The following is a 21,021-nucleotide window of genomic DNA, read 5'->3' as shown; positions in this document are numbered from 1 at the left end:
TCGGGACGAGTGCCGCACGGGACGCGGGTCCTCGTTCAGTGGGCGAAGTGCCGGGTGCCGGTCAGGTACAGCGGCACCCCGGCGGCGGCCGCCGCGGCCACGACCTCCTCGTCGCGCACCGACCCGCCGGGCTGGACGACGGCGCGCACGCCGGCGTCGAGCAGCACCTGCAGCCCGTCGGCGAACGGGAAGAACGCGTCCGAGGCGGCGACCGACCCGGCGGCCCGCTCCCCCGCCCGCGCGACCGCGAGCCGGGCGGAGTCGACCCGGTTGACCTGGCCCATGCCGACGCCGACGGTCGCCCGGTCGTGGGCGAGCAGGATCGCGTTGCTCTTCACCGCGCGCACCGCCCGCCAGGCGAAGACGAGGTCGTCGAGGCCCGCGGCGTCCAGCGGCTCACCGGTGGCGAGGGTCCAGGTGGTGGGGTCGTCGCCGGTGGCGTCGATGCGGTCGCGCGTCTGCAGCAGCAGCCCACCGCTGATCGGCCGCTGCTCCACGCCCGTCTCCGGCAGGTGCGGCAGCCGCAGCAGCCGGATGTTCTTCTTCCCCGTCAGCACGGCGACGGCGTCATCGGTGAAACCGGGGGCCACCACCACCTCGGTGAAGACCTCGGCCACCTGCTCGGCCATGGTCAGGTCGACCTCGCGGTTGGCCGCGATGACCCCGCCGAAGGCCGACACCGGGTCGCAGGCGTGCGCCTTGCGGTGCGCGGCGGCGATGTCCGCCCCGACGGCGATGCCGCAGGGGTTGGCGTGCTTGATGATCGCCACGCACGGCTCGTCGTGGTCGTGCGCGGCGCGCCAGGCGGCGTCGGTGTCGACGTAGTTGTTGTAGGACATCTGCTTGCCGTGCAACTGCTCGGCGTGCGCGAGGCCCGGCCGGTCCGAGCGGTACAGCGCGGCGGCCTGGTGCGGGTTCTCCCCGTAGCGCAGGACGTCGGCCCGCTCCCAGCTCCCGCCGGCCCAGGCCGGGAAGCCGCTGTCGTCGTCCGGGGCGAGCACGTTGCCCATCCACGAGGCGACGGCGACGTCGTAGGAGGCGGTGTGGCGGAACGCGGCCGCGGCCAGCCGCTGCCGCTCGGCCAGGGTGAACCCGCCGGCGGTGACCGCGGTGAGGACGTCGTCGTAGCGGGCCGGGTCGACGACGACGGCGACCGACGGGTGGTTCTTCGCCGCGGCGCGCACCATCGCCGGGCCGCCGATGTCGATCTGCTCGACGCACTCGTCCGGAGCGGCACCGGAGGCCACGGTCTCGGTGAACGGGTAGAGGTTCACGACGACCAGGTCGAAGGCGGCGATGCCGAGCTCGGCCAGCTGCGCGACGTGCTCGTCCTTGCGCCGGTCGGCGAGGATGCCGGCGTGCACGGCGGGGTGCAGCGTCTTGACCCGCCCGTCGAGGCACTCGGGGAAGCCGGTGACCTGCTCCACCGGCGTGACCGGCACCCCGGCGTCGGCGATCCGGCGCGCGGTGGCACCGGTGCTGACCAGCTCCACCCCGGCGGCGGCGAGCCCGCGGGCCAGCTCCTCGACGCCGGACTTGTCGTAGACGCCCAGCAGGGCGCGGCGGATCGGGGTGCGGTCGCTCATCAGGTGCTCTTCCTCGTCCGGTGCGGGGTGGTCGGGGGTGCGGCGGCCAACGCCGCCACCGTCTCCACCAGGAGCTCGCGCTCCACGGCCTTGATCCGTTCGTGCAGCGTCGCCTCGTCGTCCCCGGGCAGGACCGGCACCTCGCGCTGCGCGAGCACCGGCCCGGTGTCGACGCCGGCGTCGACCAGGTGCACGGTCGAGCCGGTCACCGTGGCGCCGGCCGCCAGGGCGTCGCGGACCGCGTGCGCGCCGGGGAACGCCGGCAGCAGCGCCGGGTGGGTGTTGACCAGCCGGCCCTCGAACGCGTCGAGCACCGCCGGGCCGACGATCTTCATGAAACCCGCCGAGACGACGAGGTCGGGGCCGAAGGCGGCGATCCGCTCGGCCAGCGCGCGGTCCCAGGCCGGCCGGTCGGGGTGGTCGCCGAGCGCGCAGACGAAGGTGGGCAGCCCGCGCCGCCGGGCGTGCTGGAGCCCCGGGGCCTCGCGGTCGGCGCCGACGGCGACCACCTCCGCCGGGTAGCCGGGGTCGGCGGCGGCCGCCAGGAGCGCCTCGCAGAGCGACCCGGTCCCCGACAGCAGGACGACGACCCTCGCCCGGGCGGGGGACGCGTCGGTGGGCACGGTGCCGACCCTATAAGGACCCCCTCGCCCCCCACCGAGCCCCGGCGACGGGATCCTCAGCCCAGCGTCCGCCAGCGGGTGACGGCGGCCGCGACCGCGGCGGCGATCGCCGCCTGCGCCCCGAACGCGAGGCCGGTGGCGACCGGCGGGGCACCGACCTGGGCGAGCGCGCCGTCCCCGAGGGCACCGCCGGCGACCCAGGCGAGCAGCCCGGCGAGCAGCCCCAGCAGCGACCCGGCCAGCAGCCCGGCGAGCCCGGCGACGACCGACCCGCCGTCCCGGTCGGTGAACCACCGGCCCGCGGTCCGGCCGGCGACGAGCCCGGCCACCGCCGGGAGGACCTGCGAGACGAAGGCGACCAGCGGCACCGCCTGCGTGTCGGGCAGCGCCGCGAGCAGCGGCAGGGCGGGCACGCTGCCCAGCGTGACGCCGTGCACCGACACCAGTGTGCCGGTGCCCACGGAGAAGCCCGGGCCGGCGGCCAGCCCGAGGACGGCGACCGCCGCGTTGGGCAGGTAGAGCGCACTCAGGCCGAGCAGCCCGAGCGCCCCGGCCCCTGCCCCGCCGAGGGCGCCCGACAGCGCCGCGTACCCCGAGGCGTCGCTGGCCAGCGCGACCGCGACCACGACGAAGGCCAGGGCCAGCGCGGTCAGCAGCCCGGCGAGCACCGCGCGCAGCACGGGGCGGGCGATCCCCGGCAGACCGCCCAGGGCGGCGTCGGCGAGATCGGATTCGCGGCCGGCGCCCCACCCCACGGCGACCAGCGCCAGCACCGCCGGGGCCACCAGCGTGCGCGGCCAGCCGGTACCCACGTCAGCGTCGTCCACCAGCAGCGCGAGCAGCCAGGTGAGGGCCAGGTGCACGAGCACGACGGTCGTCCCCGCGCGCGCCACCGCCCGCGCCGGCGCCCCGTCGTCGAGGAGCCGGACGGCGACCCGCCCGGCCCACGACAACCCGCCCGCCGCGAGCAGGGTCAGCAGCAGAGGGGCCAGCGCGAGGGGGCCGGAGGCCGGGCGGAGCTCCGCCCCGTGCGCGAGCAGCCACAACCGGCTGCCCAGGGCCGCGGAGCCCCCGGCCGGCATGCCACCGGCCGGGTCCAGCGTGTGCACGACCACCAGGGCCAGCCACAGGCCGGCCAGGCCGACCACCGTGACGGCGGCCGCGGCGAGGGCGGTCAGGACGACAGGCGGAGCGGGGCGGGTCGCCGACCCGTCGTCCCGCCGGAAGGGCAGGCGTGCGAGCAGCGGGACCACCTCCCCACTCTCGCAAGCCACCGCGCCGATGTGCGGCGCACGCGCCGGAGCCGGCCGCCGTCGTGCGGCCGCGCCGGGACGCCGGTCAGGTCTCCGTGCCGGGACGGTCGCTCTGCGTGTCTCCCGGCGCCTCGCCGGAGGCGGTGGCGCCACCGGTCCCACCGCCGCCTGGGCCGGAAGCGGGCTCGGACCCGGGGCGCGGCGGCTGCGCCGGCCAGGTCGGTTGCTGCTGGTAGGGCTGCTGCCCCGCCCAGGGCTGGCCCGCCCAGGGCTGGCCGGCCCAGGGCTGGGGCTGTCCTGGCCACGGTCCGCCGGGCTGCGGGACGGCCGGCCGCGCGGGGCGTTCCCGCAGTTCCCGGCGCAGGGCGAGCCCCGCGACCACGGTGGTGCCCACGGCCGTGAGGAAGCCCATCAGCGCCCAGAAGGAGAAGGCGTACCGCAACGTGTCCAGCCAGGAGAACAGCGTCAGCACCAGCCCCAGCCCGGCCAGGCCGGCGGTCACCCCCGAGCGCGGGAACGTCGTCGTCGTCCGGACGAACGCCGGCAGGACCGCCCACGTCGTCGCCAGGAGGAACAGCACGAAGGCGGCCACGACCATGCCGTCCTCGAAGCCGCTGAACGTGACGCCGAACGTCGCGTCGCCGAACCGCCACCAGGGCAGGAACCCGAACAGCAGGAACAGCAGCGTGCCGCCGGCGACGGCGAGGTCGGTCCAGGCCAGCCGCTTGGGGTCGTAGGAGAACTCCGCACCACCGGGCCGCCGGCCGTACCCGGGGCCGTAGCCGTGACCCGGTGGGAAGGGGGACGGGTGCCCGTAGGGCTGCTGGCCATGGCCCGGCGGGGGCCCGCCGTAGGGCCCCGGGCCGTACCCGCCGTAGCCCGGCTGGGCGTACCCGCCGTAGCCCGGCTGCCCGTAGGGCGGTGGCCCGTACGGCTGCTGCCCGTACCCGCCGTAGCCCGGCTGGCCGTACGGCGGCTGCCCGAACCCCGGCTGGCCGTAGGACGGTTGCCCGTACGGGGCCTGGCCGTACGGACCCTGACCCGGGTGCGGCGGACCGGGGTGGGGCTGCCCGTACGCGCCGTAGCCCGGCTGGCCGTACGGGGGCTGCCCCTGCGACGGCCCCGGCCCGGGGTGGCCGGCACCGCGCTGCTCCTGGGGGGTCCCGCCGTGCTGCTCCCCCGGTCCCGCCACCCGCGGCGCCTCGTGCGCCTGCCCCTCGGGCGGCTGGGCACCCGCGGGCGGTCGGCCACCCTCGGGCGGCTGCGGGGGCTGGCTGGCGGTCACGGTCATCTCCTCCGGACGGAACGGGTGCGCATCGATCGTGGCGGTCGGGGCGAGCGGCGCGCAACGGCGCGCCGGTTCATCACGTCCTGCCCCCGACGCACCGCTGCCCGGTGACCGTGGCGGTCACCGGGCAGCGGGTCGGTCAGGGTGCGGGAACCCGCTAGCCGACGATCTCGCGCATCAGCCGGGCGGTCTCGGACGGCGTCTTGCCCACGCGCACACCGGCGGCCTCGAGGGCCTCCTTCTTCGCCTGGGCGGTGCCGGCCGAGCCGGACACGATGGCGCCGGCGTGGCCCATCGTCTTGCCCTCGGGGGCGGTGAACCCGGCGACGTAGCCGACGACCGGCTTGGTGACGTTGGCCTTGACGAAGTCGGCGGCCCGCTCCTCGGCGTCGCCCCCGATCTCGCCGATCATCACGATGGCCTCGGTCTCCGGGTCGTCCTGGAAGGCCTGCAGGCAGTCGATGTGCGTGGTGCCGATGACCGGGTCGCCACCGATGCCGACGGCGGTCGAGAAACCGATGTCCCGGAGCTCGTACATCATCTGGTAGGTCAGCGTGCCGGACTTCGACACCAGACCGATCTTGCCCTGCTTGGTGATGTTCGCCGGGATGATGCCGGCGTTGCTGCGGCCGGGGCTGATCAGGCCGGGGCAGTTCGGGCCGATGATCCGGGTCGAGCCACCCTGGGCGTGCGCCCAGAAGTAGGTCGAGTCGTGCACCGGGATGCCCTCGGTGATGACCACGGCGAGCCCGATCTGGGCGTCCACGGCCTCGATGACGGCAGCCTTGGCGAACGGCGGCGGCACGAAGATGACGCTGACGTCGGCGCCGGTCTCCTTCATGGCCTCGGCGACGCCGCCGAACACCGGCACGCTGGTGCCGTCGAAGTCCACCGACTGGCCGGCCTTGCGCGGGTTGACGCCACCGACGATCGCGGTGCCCGAGGCGAGCATGCGCTGGGTGTGCTTCATGCCCTCGGAGCCGGTCATGCCCTGGACGATGACCTTGCTGTTCTCGTTGAGGAAGATCGACATCTCTTCAGGTCCTGTCTGAGGTCGGGGGCGATCAGGCGGCGAGCTCGGCGGCCCGGCGCGCGGCGCCGTCCATCGTGTCGACCAGGGTGACCAGCGGGTGGTCGGCCTCGGCGAGGATCCGCCGCCCCTCCTCGACGTTGTTCCCGTCGAGACGGACGACCAGGGGCTTGGTGGCCTCGTCGCCGAGGATGCCCAGGGCCTGGACGATGCCGTTCGCCACGGCGTCGCAGGCGGTGATGCCTCCGAAGACGTTGACGAACACGCTCTTGACGGCCGGGTCGGAGAGGATGATCTCCAGGCCGTTCGCCATCACCTCGGCCGAGGCGCCGCCACCGATGTCGAGGAAGTTGGCCGGCTTCACGCCGCCGAACTCCTCACCGGCGTAGGCGACGACGTCGAGGGTGCTCATGACCAGGCCGGCACCGTTGCCGATGATCCCGACCTCACCCTCGAGCTTGACGTAGTTGAGGTCCTTCTCCTTGGCCCGCGCCTCGAGCGGGTCGGCGGAGGCGGCGTCCTCGAGCGCGGCCCGGTTCTCGTGCCGGAAGTCGGCGTTCGCGTCGAGGGTCACCTTGGCGTCCAGCGCGAGCACCGTGCCGTCCGGCGCCTTGGCGAGGGGGTTGACCTCGACCAGCGTGGCGTCCTCCTTGGCGAAGGTGTCCCACAGCTGGACGGCGATCGCGATGACCTGGTCCCGGACCTCGGCGGGGAACCCGGCGGCGTCGACGATCTCGGCGGCCTTCTGGCTGTCGACGCCGACGGTCGCGTCGACCGGGATGCGGGCGAGGGCCTCGGGGCGCTCGACGGCGAGCTGCTCGATCTCCATGCCGCCCTCCTTCGAGGCCATGGCCAGGAAGGTGCGGTTGGACCGGTCGAGCAGGTAGGAGAAGTAGTACTCCTCCGCGATGTCGCTGGCCTGGGCCACCATCACGCGGTGCGTGATGTGGCCCTTGATGTCGAGGCCGAGGATGTCCTGGGCGCGCGCCTTGGCGTCCTCAGGGTTGTCGGCGAGCTTGACGCCGCCGGCCTTGCCGCGGCCACCGACCTTCACCTGCGCCTTGACGACGACGGTCTGCCCGATCTCGCGGGCGATCGCCTCCGCCTGCTCAGGGGTCTCGGCAACACCGCCGGGGAGCACGGGGACACCGTGCGAGGCCAACAGGTCACGGGCCTGGTACTCGAAGAGATCCACGAACAGGCACCGTAGACCGCCCGGAACCGGACCGCTGCCCCGGGCGTTCCCGGGAGGGGCCGGGGGTGGGGTGCGTCACACGCACCCCACCCCTCCGCGGCAGCGGAAGGACCGCCTTCCCCCCGCGCCTCGCGCGCTCGCAGCGGGCCCCTGGGGGGCGGCCGTTCCAGTACGTCACCCCGCGGCGGGCTCGCCCACGTGCTCGCGCACCCACTCGACGATCTCCCCGGTGGTCGCGCCGGGCGTGAAGATGCCGGTGACGCCGATGCGCCGGAGCTCGGGGACGTCCTCCTCCGGGATGATCCCGCCACCGAAGACGACGACGTCGTCCACGCCGCGTTCCCGCAGCAGCTCGACGAGCCGGGCGAAGAGCGTCATGTGCGCCCCGGAGAGGACCGAGAGCCCCACGGCGTCGGCGTCCTCCTGCACGACCGTCTCGACGATCTGCTCCGGGGTCTGGTGCAGGCCGGTGTAGACGACCTCCATGCCGGCGTCGCGCAGCGCACGCGCGACCACCTTGGCGCCGCGGTCGTGCCCGTCCAGTCCCGGCTTGGCGATGACCACCCGGATGCGTTCGTCCACCACGACGGCGAGCTTAGGGCCGCGGAGCGCCGGGAGTGGCGCGGGTCACGCCGACGTGCGACGCGCCCGCCAGGCGACCGCCGTCAGGGCGAGCAACCCGAGGCCCGCGAGGACCAGCCCGACGCCCGGGACGGTCCAGACCAGCTCGTCGGACGAGACCGCGTCGCGGAGGCCCGCCAGCCCGGCGCGGAGCACGGTGACGGCGACGGCGAGCAGCCCGCCGACCACGGCCAGCCGCGGCCGCAGCGATGGGGCCACCACCGCGCACAGCAGCAGGGTGCCGGCGAGCAGCAGCCCGCCGAGGAGGGCGAGCCCCGGCCGCTCGAGCAGCGCCTGCGGCCCCTCCTGCACCACCACGACGCGCATGCCGGTGGCGGGGTCGGTGCGGAGCTGCTCGGGCACGTCGGCGGCCGGCAGCGACAGGCTGAGGACGGCGACCACCCCCAGCAGCACCGCGGCGCCGGCCAGCAGCGAGCGGACCGGGTCCAGGGGGCCGCGGTCCTCCATCACCGTCCGCCCCCACGCCGCCGTGCCGACGACGCCGGCCAGCACGGTCAGCACCAGCGCCACGACACCGAGCACCCAGCCGGCGCCGACCTGCACGCTGCTGGTGAGCACCCGCTCCCCCGCGAGCACCTCCACCCCGGGCCGCGCGGTCGAGCTGCTGCCCCGGTAGAGCTCGATGAGCAGCTCCCCGACGGCCAGCGCCCCGGCGACGGCGGCGTAGGCCAGGCCGAACTTCGGCACGGCGCGGCGCAGCAGCGTCGCACCGACGGTCAGGTGGACGACGGGTACCAGCAGGGTCGCGAGCGCACCGCCGACCCCGCGCACCTGGCGCAGCTCCTCCCCGCCGACCACCAGGTAGGTGGGGACCGCCGCGAGCACGCCGGCCAGCCCGGCGAGCACGAGCAGCGCGCCGCAGACCCGCACCGCGGGGGGCACGGTGCCGATGACCACGCGGTCCCCGGCGCCCGCCGGCGTGGCACCGCCCGGCCGGGCGTCCCGCCGCCTGCGGGCGGAGGCCTCGGGCCGGCCCGTGCCGGTGCGTTCGGTCCGGGCGCGGTGGTCGCGGGTGGACAAGTCTCCCCCTTCGCTGGATGTCACGAACCGGACTCGATCGCCCACCGGACGGTGACGTTCGTGTGACGACCGTCACTCCTCCGCATTACCGTGCGGTGAACGGAGCACACACCTGGCACCGCCGCCGGCGGGACGGCACGAGCCGAGCTCCGCCGGAGGTCAACGGGGAGGGCAGCCATGCGCCCATCGGGCGATCCGGGCTCCGGTCCAGGGTGGCACACCGGGGACGGCGCCGAGGGCACGCCACGTGGTCTGCGCGCACTCTGCTCCCCCACGACGCTCACCGGCGGCCTGACCGAGCTCGCGTGGTTCGGGGCGCACGTCCTCATGTACCCGCTGGGTGCCCGCATGGAGCAGCTGCGCCTCGACCCGGGCACGCGCACCGGGGAGCAGCCGCCGGTGGCCCGGGCCCGCCTCGTCGTCGACCCGGTGGCGGCCGGCACGCCCGTGCTGCTGGTGCACGGGCTCGTCGACAACCGCTCGGTGTTCGCGGTCATGCGCCGCAACCTGCGCCGCCGCGGGTTCACCGCCGTCTGCTCGTGGAACTACAGCCCGCTGCTCACCGACGTCGCGCGTGGCGCCGCGGAGCTGGGCGAGCACATCGAGCGCGTCTGCGAGCAGACCGGTCACGACCGGGTGCGCGTCGTCGGGCACAGCCTCGGCGGCCTGATCGCCCGGTACCACGTGCAGCGGCAGGGCGGCGACCGCCGGATCGACTCGCTGGTGACCCTCGGCACCCCGCACCGCGGCTCGGTCCTCGCCCACCTCGCGCCCACCCCGCTGATCCGCCAGCTGCGCCCCGGGTCACCGGTGCTGGAGGAGCTCGAGCAGCCGGCGCCCGGCTGCCGGACCCGCATCACGGCCCTCTACAGCGACCTCGACCAGATGGTGCTGCCCACGCGGTCGGGCCGGTGCGACCACCCCGACCTGGGTGCGCGCAACGTGCTGTTCCGCGGCGTCGGGCACATGTCGCTGCCCATGCACCGCGGCGTGCTCGACGAGGTGGCGACCACCCTCGCCGGCGGCTGCGAGCAGGGGACGACGAGCGGACCGGTCGCCGCCGTCGCCTGACCGCCGGCATCCCCCGCATCCGCAGGGTCGACACGTCGACGTGACGACTCGTACACGTCGCGACACGCAGCGTCGGGTCCTTGGTCGGCCCATGACGGATCGTTACGGTCCGATCACGGCGCCGGGACGACCGGCGGGCACCACTCCAGGAGCCCTCGCCGTCGTCGCTCCCCCGACGGACGCCCCCCGGGCGCTCGCCGGCCTGTCGTCCGGGAAGGTCCGCCGTGACTCGCAGCAGCGCACCGGTGCTGGAGGGGCCGCCGTCCGACGTCGTCGTGGTGCCCCGTCCGCGCACCGCTGTCGAGGGCCCGGTCCGCGCACCGCTCCCCGCGGCGGAGCCCGCCGCGGCCCCCGCCGACGAGGCGGCACCCCGCGCGCGGCGCCGGCTGCCGCACCCGCCCGGCCGGCGAGCCCACCTCTGGCTCGCCGCGCTCGTCGCCGGCGCCGTGCTCGCCGGCATCCCGGCCCTCACCGCCGACCGCGCGGACGTCACCGCCTCCGCCGCCGACTACGGGCTCGGCGTCGGCACCGAGGTGAGCTTCGCCGGTGGACTCGAGGGCGCCGACGCGCGCCGCGGCATCACCGAGGCCGAGGCCCAGGCGCGGCTCGGCGAACTCGCCGCCTCCCGCGCCGCCCGGCAGCCCAAGATCGTCGCCCCGACCCAGGGCACGCTGACCACCTGCTTCTGCCGCCGCTGGGGCACCATGCACTACGGCCTGGACCTGGCCGCCCCGCTCGGCACGCCCATCCTCGCGGCCACCGACGGCGTCGTCGTCCGCGCGGGGCGCGCCTCGGGCTACGGCAACGCCGTCTACATCCAGGACGCCGACGGCAACGTGCACATCTACGGGCACATGCGTTACTACAACGTCTCCGCCGGCGACCTCGTCACCGCCGGGGACCAGATCGCCAAGATCGGCAACGAGGGCCAGTCCACCGGCCCGCACCTGCACTACGAGATCCACCGGGGCGGGATGGACGGCCGCCCGATCGACCCGCGGGCCTGGCTGGCCGAGCGCGGGGTGAGTGTCTGATCGATCGGGCTCCGCCCGATCGACCGCGGCCAGGTGCCGTCCCGGCCTGCGTCGAGCGCGTCCTGGCCTTCGTCGGGGACCCTCCGGGCCCCGCCCCTCAGGTCAGAGCTTCACGAGGGGGGCGTAGCGGAGCACGAGGCGCTTGGTGCCGCCCGAGCCGAAGTCGACGGTTGCCTGGGCCTTGTCGGCCACGCCGGTGACCTCGACGACGGTGCCGAGGCCGAAGGCGTCGTGGCTCACCCGGTCGCCCACCTCGACGGAGATGACCTGCCGGTTGCCGGCACCGCCGCGCAGGCCGCCGGTGGACAGCCCGGTCGCCGCCACCCGCGTCTGGGCCGACCGGTAGCCGGTCGACGGCGCGGGCACCGGGTCGGTGCGCTCCCAGTGGATCGTCTCGGCGGGGATCTCGTCGAGGAACCGGGACGGCGGGTTGTAGGCCGGCTGCCCCCAGCTGGTGCGCACGGTGGCCCGGGAGATGAACAACCGCTGGCGCGCCCGCGTGATGCCCACGTAGGCCAGCCGCCGCTCCTCCTCCAGCTCGCGCGGGTCACCCAGCGCGCGCAGGTGCGGGAAGACGCCGTCCTCCATGCCGGTGAGGAAGACGACCGGGAACTCCAGCCCCTTCGCGGTGTGGAGCGTCATCAGCGTGACCACACCGGCGTCGTCCCCGGAGACCGGGATCTGGTCGGCGTCGGCCACGAGCGACACCTGCTCGAGGAAGTCGGTGACCGAGCCGCCGGGGTTGGCCGCCTCGAACTCGGCAGCCACCGAGATGAGCTCGTTGAGGTTGTCGACCCGACCCTCGTCCTGCGGGTCGGTGCTGGCCTGCAGCTCGGCGAGGTAGCCGGTGCGGTCGAGGATGCTCTCCAGCAGCGCCGCCGGGCCCGAGCCGGTCTCGACCAGCCGCTCGAACTCCTCGAGCAGGGCGACGAACTCCTGCACCGCCTTGAGCGAGCGGGTCGCCAGCTCGCCGATCTCGGAGCAGCGCCGCAGCGCCGAGCCGAACGCGATCCGCTCCCGGTCGGCGAAGGACTCGATGCACGACTCGGCCTTGTCGCCGATCCCGCGCTTGGGGACGTTGATGATCCGGCGCAGGCTCACGACGTCGGCCGGGTTCGCGACCAGCTTCAGGTAGGCGAGCGCGTCGCGGACCTCCTTGCGCTCGTAGAAGCGCACCCCGCCGACGACCTTGTACGGCATGCCGACGCGGATGAAGACCTCTTCGAACACGCGCGAGGCGTTGTTGGTGCGGTAGAACACCGCGATGTCGGCCGGCCGGGCCTTCCCCGAGTCGACCAGCGCGTCGATCTGCTCGGCGACCCAGGCGGCCTCGTCGTGCTCGTTGTCCGCGACGTAGCCCTCGATGAGCTCGCCGTCGCCCGAGTCGGTCCACAGGTTCTTCGGCCGCCGGCCGGTGTTCTTGGCGATGACGGTGTTCGCGGCCTTGAGGATGCGCTGGGTGGAGCGGTAGTTCTGCTCCAGCAGGATCGTGGTGGCCTGCGGGTAGTCGCGCTCGAACTCGTCGATGTTGCGGATCGTCGCGCCGCGGAAGGCGTAGATCGACTGGTCGGCGTCACCGACCACGCACAGCTCGCCCATCGGCACCGGCCCGGAGCCGTCGCCGACGAGCTCGCGCACCAGCATGTACTGGGCGTGGTTGGTGTCCTGGTACTCGTCGACCAGCACGTGCCGGAAGCGGCGGCGGTAGTGCTCGGCGACGTCGGGGAAGGCCTGCAGCAGGTGGACCGTCGTCATGATCAGGTCGTCGAAGTCCATGGCGTGCGCCTCGCGCAGCCGCCGCTGGTAGAGCGTGTACGCCTCCTTGAGCACCTTCTCCGGCGCCGTCTGGGGGCTGAACGACTCCTCGTCGACGAGCTCGTTCTTCAGGTTGGACACCTGGTTGGACAGGCTGCGCCCGGGATAGCGCTTGGCGTCGAGGTCGAGGTCGCGGGCGACCATCGTCATCAGCCGGATCGAGTCGCCCTGGTCGTAGATCGTGAACGACGACTTCATGCCCAGCTTGGCGGCCTCGGCCCGCAGGATGCGCACGCACATCGAGTGGAACGTCGAGACCCACATCGACCGCGCCCGCGGGCCGACGAGCGCGGCCACCCGCTCCTTCATCTCGCCGGCGGCCTTGTTGGTGAAGGTGATCGCAAGGATCTCCCCCGGCTGCACCCCGCGGGCGCCCAGCAGGTAGGCGATGCGGTGGGTGAGCACGCGGGTCTTGCCCGACCCGGCGCCGGCGACGATGAGCAGCGGGCTGCCCTCGTGGACGACGGCGTCGCGCTGCGGGCCGTTGAGGCCGGCGAGCATCCGGTCCAGCTCCCGCCCCACCGAGCCGGGTGCGGAGCGCTGCAGGGCGGCGGTGCCGGGGAGGGACTGCTGGAGGCTGCTGCTCATGACCCCGCCACTGTAAGCCGGACGGGTGACGCTCCCGGCGCCCCCGGGAACGGGCGCACCACCCGTCCCAGCCGGCCGCCGGGGAGGACCGCCACGCGCTCGCGGGCGCCTGCGGGCGTGCCCGGCCTGGCGCGCGTCGCGCGGCCTGTGCCAGACTCCCCCCGTGCTCGCCACCGTCAGCTTTTTCTACGGCCACCGGGATCCGGTGTCCGTCACCGCTGGCTGAGCACACGCCGCAACAGACGCCCCGGGCCCGAGGAGCCCGGGGCGTTTCTCGTTCTCGGACCTCCCGGCCCCCACACCACCGAGGAACCCGATGAGCACCTCCACCGCAGCCCCCGTCGCCGGCCCGACCACCCCCAGGGACCCCGCCGAGCGGATCGGCGCGCTCCGCGACGCGATCGACGCCTGCGACGCCGAGATCATCGAGCTGGTCCGCCGCCGTGTGGCTATCTCGCACGAGATCGGCGCCCTCCGGGCGGCCGACGGCGGCACCCGCCTGTCGCTCTCCCGCGAGCAGCAGGTGCTCTCCCGGTTCCGCACCGCGCTGGGCCCGGACGGCGCCGCCCTCGGCATGGTGCTGCTCCGCCAGGGCCGCGGCCGCCTGTAGCGGGGCGGGCTCCCCCTCGGCCCCGGGACGACCCCCTGGACGGTGCGGGTCAGGGCCCGCTGCGCCAGACCTGCGAGTCGTCGTCGCCCATCGCGGCCACCTCGAACACCCGGCCGGGGCGGGCCTCGCCCACCTCGTCGGCCAGCTCCATGCCGAGCACCAGCGCGGCGTCGAGGTCCTCGGCCTCGCACTCGGTGCTCACGCGCAGCACCGCGCGGTCGGGCTCCCGCCACAGCCGCAGCTCCGGGTCGCCGGGCCGCAGCACCGCGCGGAGGGTGTCGACGGCGTCGTCGTCCAGCGGGGTGGAGGAGCGGAGCGCGACGGACAGGGTGAACGAGGGCACCCCGCGAGTCTGCGCGAGCGGCTCGCGGCCCGCGCGGCCGGTGCACCTAGGCTGCGCCGGGTGACCTCCCCGCTCCAGCGCCCGTCCGCTCCCGCCGAGCACGTCGAGCGGGCACTGTGCGTCCTGGCCCACCCCGACGACGTCGACTTCGGCAGCGCCGGCACCGTCGCCACCTGGACGGCGGCCGGCACCGAGGTCACCTACCTCATCGTCACCGACGGCGACGCCGGCGGCTTCGACGACACCCCCCGCGAGCAGATGGGCCCGCTGCGCCGGGCCGAGCAGACCGCGGCGGCGGCCGAGGTGGGCGTCACCGACGTCCGCTTCCTCGGCTACCCCGACGGCCGGCTGGAGCTGACGCTGGACCTGCGCCGGGACATCAGCCGGGTCATCCGCCAGGTCCGCCCGCAGCGGGTGCTGACCAGCTCGCCGGAGCGGTTCTGGGAGCGGATCGGGGCCAGCCACCCCGACCACATGACCGTCGGCGAGTCGACGCTGCGCGCCGTCTACCCCGATGCCCGCAACCCGTTCGCCTTCCCGGAGCTGCTGGCCGACGAGGGGCTGGACGCCTGGACGGTCGGCGAGGTCTGGCTGGGTGCCAGCCCGCGCGCCGACCACGCCGTCGACGTCACCGACGTCGTCGACCGCAAGTTCGCCGCTCTGAAGTGCCACGTCACCCAGGTGAGCCACGTGCCGGACCTCGAGGAGTTCGTGACCGGCTGGATGCGGCAGACCGCCCAGCGGCTCGGCCTCCCGGCCGGCCGCCTCGCCGAGGCCTTCCACGTGGTGCACACCGCCTGAGGCGATGAGTTCCGGGCGCCCCCCGGGTCATCCCGGCATGGGCGGTCGGAGCGGGAACTCCGCGCGGGCGGAGCGGATCGAGGCAGCGGTGGCCGGGGCGGTCGCCGCCGGGGAGGTGCCGGGCGCCGCCTGGTGGGTCGGCCGGCACGGCGAGCCGGTCACCACCGGCGCGGCCGGCGCGCACGCACCCGGCACCGGCCACGCCGTGTCGCAGGACACCGTCTTCCGCATCGCCTCGACCACCAAGCCGGTCGTCGCCGCCGCGGCGATGTCCCTCCTGGACGAGGGGGTCCTCGCCCTCGAGGCCGCCGTGGACGGGTTCCTCCCCGAGCTCGCCGGGCGGCGCGTGCTCGCCGACCCCGCCGACCCGGACGCGGGGACGGTGCGGGCGGTCCGCCCGATCACCGTCCGCGACGTCCTCACCCTCCGGCTGGGCCTCGGGCTGGACTTCACCGCGCCCTGGCCGTCGCCGACGCTGGCCGCGCTCGCCGCAGCAGGGCTGCCCCTGGGCCCGCCGGCCCCGCAGGCGGCGCCCGGCCCGGACGAGTGGATGCGCCGCCTGGGCTCCGTCCCGCTGGCCCACCAGCCGGGCACCCGCTGGCTGTACCACCTGGGCGCCAGCGTGCTGGGCGTGCTGGTGTCGCGCGCCGCCGGGCGGCCGCTGCCCGAGGTGCTGGACGAGCGGGTCCTCCGGCCGTCGGGGATGCGCAGCACCGGGTTCGGGGTGCCGGCGGCGGTCCGAGACCGGCTGGGACCGCACTGGGCGCCGCCGGGGCCCGACGGCGGGCGGGAGGTCTACGACCCGGCGGACGGCCAGTGGTCGTCGGCGCCGGCGTTCCCCGACGGCGGCGACGGCCTGGTCTCCACGGTCGGCGACCTGGCCGCCTTCGCCCGCGTCCTCGAGTCGCAGGGGTGCGCCCCCGACGGCACCCGGGTGCTCAGCGGGGCCGCGGTCCGGGCCATGACCACCGAGCAGGTCGGCCCGGTGGACGACGAGGGCGGCGGGTGGGGCCTCGGCATCGGCGTCCGACGCACCGACGAACCGGGCGGGCGGCACGCCGGCTCCTACGGGTGGGACGGCGGCCTGGGCAGCACCTGGTGGACCGATCCGGTCACCGGCACGACGGCGGTCCTCCTGACCAACCAGATGTGGGCCTCACCCGAGCCGCCGCCGCTGTTCACCGCCTTCCGGCGGGCGGCGTTCGGGACCGGGCCGGGCGGAACGAGCTCGTAACACCGCGTGGCCCCGGCGCCACGCGGGCGCAACACCGGACCCGTAGAACTCCCCCGACGCCCACCGACGGCACCGGGAGAGCACCGTGACCACGACCCCGCACGACCAGACCAGCCCCGACCCGCAGGAGGCCGCGGAGCGCCTCGAGCGGGGGCTCGGCCGCCGCGCGTTCGTGCAGACCGCCCTGGCCACCGGCGCGCTGCTCGCCGCCGGGGTGGCGACGGCCGGCCCGGCGGTGGCGGCGCCGCGGACGCGCCTGCCGCGCGAGGTGCTCCAACCCGGCACCGGCCCGATCGACGGCCAGGTCTACCTGCCCTCCCGCCCGGACGAGGTGCTCTGGGGCTACCTGCCGCGCACCGGCGACGCCCCCGTGGCCCGGGTGCGCTCCGGCGGCACGATCACCATCGACACCGTCAGCCACGAGGGGATCCTCGAGGACCAGGGGCGCGACCCGGTTGCCTGGTTCGGCAGCCAGGGGGTGCCCCGGGAGCAGGTCCTCGACGACGCCGTCGCCATCGCGGCGGAGTACGCCCGGCACCCTCGCAGCTTCGACGCCGACGGCCCGCACGTCGTCACCGGCCCGGTGCACGTCGAGGGGGCGCGGCCGGGCGACGTCCTGAAGATCGAGCTGCTGACGGCGCTGCCGCGGGTGCCGTACGGCGTCGTCTCGAGCCGGCACGGCAAGGGCGCGCTGGCCGCGGCCTTCGCCGGCGCCCCCGGCGACATCACCGCCGCGGAGGTCATGCCGACGACGCGCGACGGGCGCGGCACCGGGAACCCGCTCGAGTACGGCAACGTCTCGATCTTCACACCGCTGGCGGTCCGCGGGGGTGCGGTCCGGGCGAGCCTGCCGGGCGGGCCGAGGGGAACGGTCTCCTGGCCCGTCGACCCCTTCGCCGGGCTCATGGCGGTGGCGACGGTCGCCGACGCGGCGGCGGTGAACGACCCGCTGGTCAACTCCATCCCGCCCACCGTCGGCGGCGGCAACATCGACGTGAACCTGCTCGGCGTGGGGTCGGCGTTCTACGTGCCGGTCGTCGCCCCCGGTGCGCTGTTCTCGGTCGGCGACCCGCACATGTCGATGGGCAGCGGCGAGGTCGCGCTCACCGCGCTGGAGGGCTCGCTGCGCCTCACGTTCCGGCTGACCGTCTGCCGGAAGGGCACCTCCGACGCCCCGTCGGTGGCGTTCAGCTACCCGTTCGGCGAGACGCCGGAGTCGTGGCTCCCGATCGGGCTGTCCGACCCCGACGGCAGCCGCGGCGGGCAGGCCGGCGACCTCGACGTCGCCAACCGGCGGGCGGTGGTCCACGCCCTGGACTTCCTCCAGAACGACCTCGGCATGGACCGCGCCGTCGCCTACGCCTACCTCTCGGCCGCCGTGGACTTCGAGGTCTCCCAGGTCGTCGACCGGACCGTCGGCGTCCACGGGGTCATCCCGAAGAGCCACTTCCGCTGACGGCGCGGGGCCGGCCGGCTGCGCGCCGGCCGGCTCAGCCGGCGCCGAGCACCAGCAGCGTCCCGCCGAACACGATGCCGGTGATCAGGCAGGTGATCGCGGTGAACCCGAAGATGTCGCGCACCCCGAGGCCGGCGACGGCGAGCAGCGGCAGCGCCCAGAACGGCTGGATCATGTTCGTCCACTGGTCGCCGTAGGCGATCGCCATGGTGATGACGGCCGGATCGACGCCGAGGGAGTCGGCGGCGTCCAGGAAGATCGGCGCCTGGACGGCGAACTGCCCGCCGCCGCTGGGCACGAACATGTTGAGCAGCCCCGCGGAGAGGAAGGCCAGCAGCCCGAGGCTGCCCGGGCTGGCGACGTCGGTGAACCACCCGCTGAGCTGGGCCGCCAACCCGGAGGCGGTCATCATCCCGATGATCCCGGCGTACAGCGGGTACTGGAGCAGCACCTCGCCCACCGTCCGCACCGCCCCGCCGACCAGCTCGGCGAGCTCCGCCGGGCTGCGCACGATGAGCAGGATCGCAGCGAGGAACGACCAGTTGACGATGTCGAGGGTGAGGTCGAAGCCCTCCTGCGCGAAGTACACGCCGAGGTAGCCCAGGAGGGCGAGGCCCGGGACCAGCGTGACCAGCCGGGATGCCTCCATGCGCTCGGCGGGGGTCTCCGGCGTCTTCAGCGCGACGTCGGGCTCCTCGGTCCCCATCCGCTCCGGCAGCTCGACGATCCGGTCCCTGCTCTTCGGGGCGAGCAGGACGACGGTGCCCAGGATCGCCGCGACCGCGATCACGATCGCGATGAGGTTCCACGGCGAGTACACGGTCTCGCTGATCGGGATGGTGCGGCCGATCGCCTCCTCGACGAAGCTGCCGGGAGTGGCTGCGGCCAGGGGTCCGGTGGCGCTGTAGCCCATGTGCCAGACGGCGAAGCCCGAGTACGCGCTGGCCACCAGCAGCGGGTAGTGCAGCTTCGTCCCGCGGCGGCGCGCGGCCCGGCCCACCTCGAGGGCGATGACGCCACCGACGACCAGCCCCAGCCCGAAGCTGATCAGCGAGGCGATCGAGGCGATGAGGGCGACGAACGCGTAGGCGGCACGGGGGCTCTTCGGCACGTCGGCGATCCGCGTCAGCCCCGCCTTGACCGGCCGGGTGAGCGCCAGCGTGTAGCCGAGCAGCAGCACCAGGGCCACCTGCGTCATGAACGCCAGCAGCCCGGCCAGGCCGTCACCCCAGGCCCGCGTCAGCTCTGCGGGCCCGATGTCGCCGAAGAGCAGGGCCAGCACCGCGACGATCACGGTGAGGACCACCGCGAAGACGAACGCTCCCGGCAGGTAGCGCTCCACGCCGGCGACCAGCGGGCGCGACAGCGTGCGCAGCATGACGGCCTCCTTCTCCCCCGGGCCCGCCGAGCAGGCCGTCCGTGTCGTCGGACACATGCTTAGCGGAGGTGGCGGCGGGCGGCCAGTCGCGGCTAGAGGAGCCGGTTGGTCGCCGCCCAGCGGGTGAGCTCGTTGCGGTTGGAGAGCTGCAGCTTGCGCAGCACGTTGGAGGCGTGCGACTCCACGGTCTTGACCGAGATGAAGAGCCGGGACCCGATCTCCCGGTAGGTGTAGCCGCGGGCCAGCAGCTGCATCACCTCGCGCTCGCGGGCGCTCAGCAGGTCCAGCCCCGGGTCGCTGACCTCCTCGGCCGCCGGCTGCTGGGCCGCCGCACCCCCGGCGGCGAAGGCGTCCAGCACGAACCCGGCCAGGCGGGGGCTGAAGACGACGTCGCCGTCGGCCACCCGGCGGACGGCGTCGAGCAGGTCGGGGCCGGAGATCGTCTTGGTGACGTAGCCCCGCGCCCCGGCCCGGATGACGGCGATGACGTCCTCCGCGGCGTCGGAGACCGACAGGGCGAGCCACTTCACGTCCGGCAGCTCCCCGCGGAGCGCCTCGAGGACCGCCCGCCCGCCGCCGCCGGGCATGTGCACGTCCAGCAGCACGACGTCGGGCCGCGCGCCGCGGATGCCGTCGATCGCGGTGGCGACGTCGGCCGCCTCCCCCACGACGGTCACGTCCGCGCCCAGCTCGGCGCGCACGCCGGTGCGCACCATCGCGTGGTCGTCGACCACGAACACCCGCGGACCCATGCTGCTGCACTCCTCGATCGGCGTCACGTGCTCGTCCTCGGCAGGACCAGCTCCACCTCGGTCCCCTCCCCCGGTGTCGAGCGGACCAGCGCCGAGCCTCCCAGGCGGGCCAGCCGGCCGTGCACCGAGTCGCGCAGGCCGCGGCGGTCGTCCGGGACCGTGCCCGGGTCGAAACCCTTGCCGCGGTCCCGGACGAAGACCGACACCTGGTCGGCGGTCACCTCGGTGTAGAGGTCGGCGGAGAGCTCGCCGGAGTGCTTGGCCGCGTTGACCAGTGCCTCGCGGGTGGCGGCGCCGAGCGCGGCCAGCTGCTCGTCGACGGGGGCGTCCCCGACCACGACGGGGTCGACGGTCAGGGCGTGGTCGGCCTCGACGTCCGCGACCATGCCCGCAACCAGCCCGGCCCAGGTGCCGCCCTCGCGGACGGCCACCGGGTCGTAGAGCCACGCGCGGAGCTCCCGCTCCTGGCTGCGCGCCAGCCGGCTGACCGCCTGCGGCTCCTCGGCGTTGCGCTGGATGAGCGCGAGGGTCTGCAGCACCGAGTCGTGCAGGTGCGCGGCGACGGCGGCCCGCTCCTCCGACCGGATGCGGGCGGCGCGCTCCTCGGCCCGTGAGTCCAGCAGCCGGCGCCACAGCGGCGCGGTCGCCAGGACGACGCCGGTGAGGATGAGCAGCGTGGCGGCGAACCCGTTGCGGGCGTTGGCCAGCTGACCGGTGGTCGCCAGGAGGAGGAACAGCCCGACACCCAGGACGGCGACCCCGCCGGCCAGGGCCCAGCGGACCCCCGCGCCGGCCAGCGTGCGGTCGGTGTCCAGCTGCCGCCAGATCACGGTGAGCCCGCCGGCCAGCAGGATCAGCGGCAGCACGACGTCGGCGCTCGTCCACTGGCTCAGCTGGCCCAGGAGGCTGACGGCCACCAGCCCGAGCACGACGAGGGCGATCCACTGCCGGGCACCGGCCGGGCGCCAGCCCTGGGTGACCGCGGGGGACTCCCCGGGCGCGGCGACCGGCATGGTGAGCCACAGCAGCGCGTAGGCGATGATGCCCAGCCCCGTCGTCGCCAGCAGCACGAACGCCACCCGCACCACCAGCGGGTCCTGGCGCAGGTGCGCCGCGGTGCCCGCCGCGACGCCCGCGACGAGCCGGCCCTCGCGCGGGCGCACGAGCGGCGGACGCGGCGGCGCGCCGATGGTGGGGGTCACGCCACCGATGGTCGCACCGGCGACCGGCCCGATGACACCGGTGATCACCCGGGGAGAGGAACCAGGGTCGGTTCGGGGGGATCCCTGATGGTCACCGGCC

Annotated in this window: 19 protein-coding genes; 6 read left to right on the top strand and 13 right to left on the bottom strand. The window is 75.1% G+C overall.

Annotated features, from left to right (window positions below):
- Window positions 1-35 precede the first annotated feature (35 nt).
- The 8 genes from purH to E9549_RS16685 form a co-directional block, all read right to left on the bottom strand.
- The gene (purH, locus tag E9549_RS16720; RefSeq protein WP_236827721.1) at window positions 36-1,586 is read right to left on the bottom strand and encodes a bifunctional phosphoribosylaminoimidazolecarboxamide formyltransferase/IMP cyclohydrolase; all 1,551 of its coding nucleotides are present in this window, start codon (window positions 1,584-1,586) and stop codon (window positions 36-38) included.
- Window positions 1,586-2,209: a phosphoribosylglycinamide formyltransferase gene (gene purN, locus E9549_RS16715; RefSeq protein WP_236827720.1), complete on the bottom strand. Its 624-nt coding sequence runs from the start codon at window positions 2,207-2,209 to the stop codon at window positions 1,586-1,588. Before purN ends, purH begins: the two co-directional genes overlap by 1 nt.
- 56 nt (window positions 2,210-2,265) lie before the next feature.
- Entirely contained in the window at window positions 2,266-3,462 is a 1,197-nt protein-coding gene (locus tag E9549_RS16710; RefSeq protein ID WP_236827719.1) for a DUF6350 family protein, read from the bottom strand.
- Window positions 3,463-3,547: 85 nt separating this feature from the next.
- Entirely contained in the window at window positions 3,548-4,747 is a 1,200-nt protein-coding gene (locus tag E9549_RS16705; protein ID WP_236827731.1) for a hypothetical protein, read from the bottom strand.
- Window positions 4,748-4,907: 160 nt separating this feature from the next.
- Window positions 4,908-5,783 carry a succinate--CoA ligase subunit alpha gene (gene sucD, locus E9549_RS16700; RefSeq protein ID WP_236827718.1) on the bottom strand — a complete coding sequence of 292 codons (876 nt, stop codon included), beginning with the start codon at window positions 5,781-5,783 and terminating at the stop codon, window positions 4,908-4,910.
- 31 nt (window positions 5,784-5,814) lie between these two features.
- On the bottom strand, window positions 5,815-6,975 hold the full coding sequence (gene sucC, locus E9549_RS16695) for an ADP-forming succinate--CoA ligase subunit beta (RefSeq protein ID WP_236827717.1): 1,161 nt from the start codon (window positions 6,973-6,975) through the stop codon (window positions 5,815-5,817).
- A gap of 174 nt (window positions 6,976-7,149) precedes the next feature.
- Window positions 7,150-7,560 (bottom strand): cobalamin B12-binding domain-containing protein, encoded by a 411-nt coding sequence (locus E9549_RS16690; protein ID WP_236827716.1) that lies wholly within the window; start codon window positions 7,558-7,560, stop codon window positions 7,150-7,152.
- Window positions 7,561-7,602: 42 nt separating this feature from the next.
- A complete protein-coding gene (locus E9549_RS16685; RefSeq protein ID WP_236827715.1) occupies window positions 7,603-8,637 on the bottom strand; it encodes a hypothetical protein in 1,035 nt (344 codons plus the stop codon).
- 177 nt (window positions 8,638-8,814) lie between these two features.
- On the opposite strand from E9549_RS16685, the gene E9549_RS16680 reads away from it, so the two are divergent.
- Window positions 8,815-9,708 carry a triacylglycerol lipase gene (locus E9549_RS16680; RefSeq protein ID WP_236827714.1) on the top strand — a complete coding sequence of 298 codons (894 nt, stop codon included), beginning with the start codon at window positions 8,815-8,817 and terminating at the stop codon, window positions 9,706-9,708.
- 224 nt (window positions 9,709-9,932) lie between these two features.
- Entirely contained in the window at window positions 9,933-10,742 is an 810-nt protein-coding gene (locus E9549_RS16675; protein ID WP_236827713.1) for a M23 family metallopeptidase, read from the top strand.
- A 102-nt stretch (window positions 10,743-10,844) separates the two neighbouring features.
- Here E9549_RS16675 and pcrA read toward each other — a convergent pair whose 3' ends face one another.
- Entirely contained in the window at window positions 10,845-13,145 is a 2,301-nt protein-coding gene (gene pcrA / locus E9549_RS16670) for a DNA helicase PcrA (protein ID WP_236827712.1), read from the bottom strand.
- A 316-nt stretch (window positions 13,146-13,461) separates the two neighbouring features.
- Here pcrA and E9549_RS16665 point away from each other — a divergent pair, with 316 nt between their 5' ends.
- A complete protein-coding gene (locus E9549_RS16665; RefSeq protein WP_236827711.1) occupies window positions 13,462-13,755 on the top strand; it encodes a chorismate mutase in 294 nt (97 codons plus the stop codon).
- Window positions 13,756-13,804: 49 nt separating this feature from the next.
- Here E9549_RS16665 and E9549_RS16660 read toward each other — a convergent pair whose 3' ends face one another.
- Window positions 13,805-14,098, bottom strand: a complete 294-nt coding sequence (locus E9549_RS16660; RefSeq protein WP_236827710.1) for a hypothetical protein — start codon at window positions 14,096-14,098, stop codon at window positions 13,805-13,807.
- Between the two features lie 60 nt (window positions 14,099-14,158).
- Between E9549_RS16660 and E9549_RS16655 the strand changes: the two genes are divergently transcribed.
- The 3 genes from E9549_RS16655 to E9549_RS16645 all read left to right on the top strand — a co-directional run bounded on the left by E9549_RS16655 (window position 14,159) and on the right by E9549_RS16645 (window position 17,589).
- On the top strand, window positions 14,159-14,899 hold the full coding sequence (locus E9549_RS16655; protein ID WP_236827709.1) for a PIG-L deacetylase family protein: 741 nt from the start codon (window positions 14,159-14,161) through the stop codon (window positions 14,897-14,899).
- A gap of 37 nt (window positions 14,900-14,936) precedes the next feature.
- Window positions 14,937-16,133, top strand: coding sequence for a serine hydrolase (locus E9549_RS16650; protein WP_236827708.1), 1,197 nt, complete (start codon window positions 14,937-14,939; stop codon window positions 16,131-16,133).
- An 85-nt stretch (window positions 16,134-16,218) separates the two neighbouring features.
- Entirely contained in the window at window positions 16,219-17,589 is a 1,371-nt protein-coding gene (locus E9549_RS16645; protein ID WP_236827707.1) for an acetamidase/formamidase family protein, read from the top strand.
- Window positions 17,590-17,623: 34 nt separating this feature from the next.
- On the opposite strand, the gene E9549_RS16640 is transcribed toward E9549_RS16645, so the two are convergent.
- From E9549_RS16640 to E9549_RS16630, 3 genes are all read right to left on the bottom strand, one after another.
- Window positions 17,624-18,967 carry a short-chain fatty acid transporter gene (locus E9549_RS16640; protein ID WP_236827706.1) on the bottom strand — a complete coding sequence of 448 codons (1,344 nt, stop codon included), beginning with the start codon at window positions 18,965-18,967 and terminating at the stop codon, window positions 17,624-17,626.
- Between the two features lie 92 nt (window positions 18,968-19,059).
- Window positions 19,060-19,746 (bottom strand): response regulator transcription factor, encoded by a 687-nt coding sequence (locus E9549_RS16635; protein WP_308113151.1) that lies wholly within the window; start codon window positions 19,744-19,746, stop codon window positions 19,060-19,062.
- Window positions 19,743-20,921: an ATP-binding protein gene (locus E9549_RS16630; RefSeq protein ID WP_236827705.1), complete on the bottom strand. Its 1,179-nt coding sequence runs from the start codon at window positions 20,919-20,921 to the stop codon at window positions 19,743-19,745. The genes E9549_RS16635 and E9549_RS16630 overlap by 4 nt, the downstream gene beginning before the upstream one ends.
- Between the last annotated feature and the right edge of the window lie 100 nt (window positions 20,922-21,021).

The sequence above is a fragment of the Blastococcus sp. MG754426 genome (assembly GCF_021699055.1).
In the GTDB taxonomy this organism is placed as follows: Bacteria; Actinomycetota; Actinomycetes; order Mycobacteriales; family Geodermatophilaceae; genus Blastococcus.
This window is presented reverse-complemented; position numbering and strand designations above follow the sequence as displayed.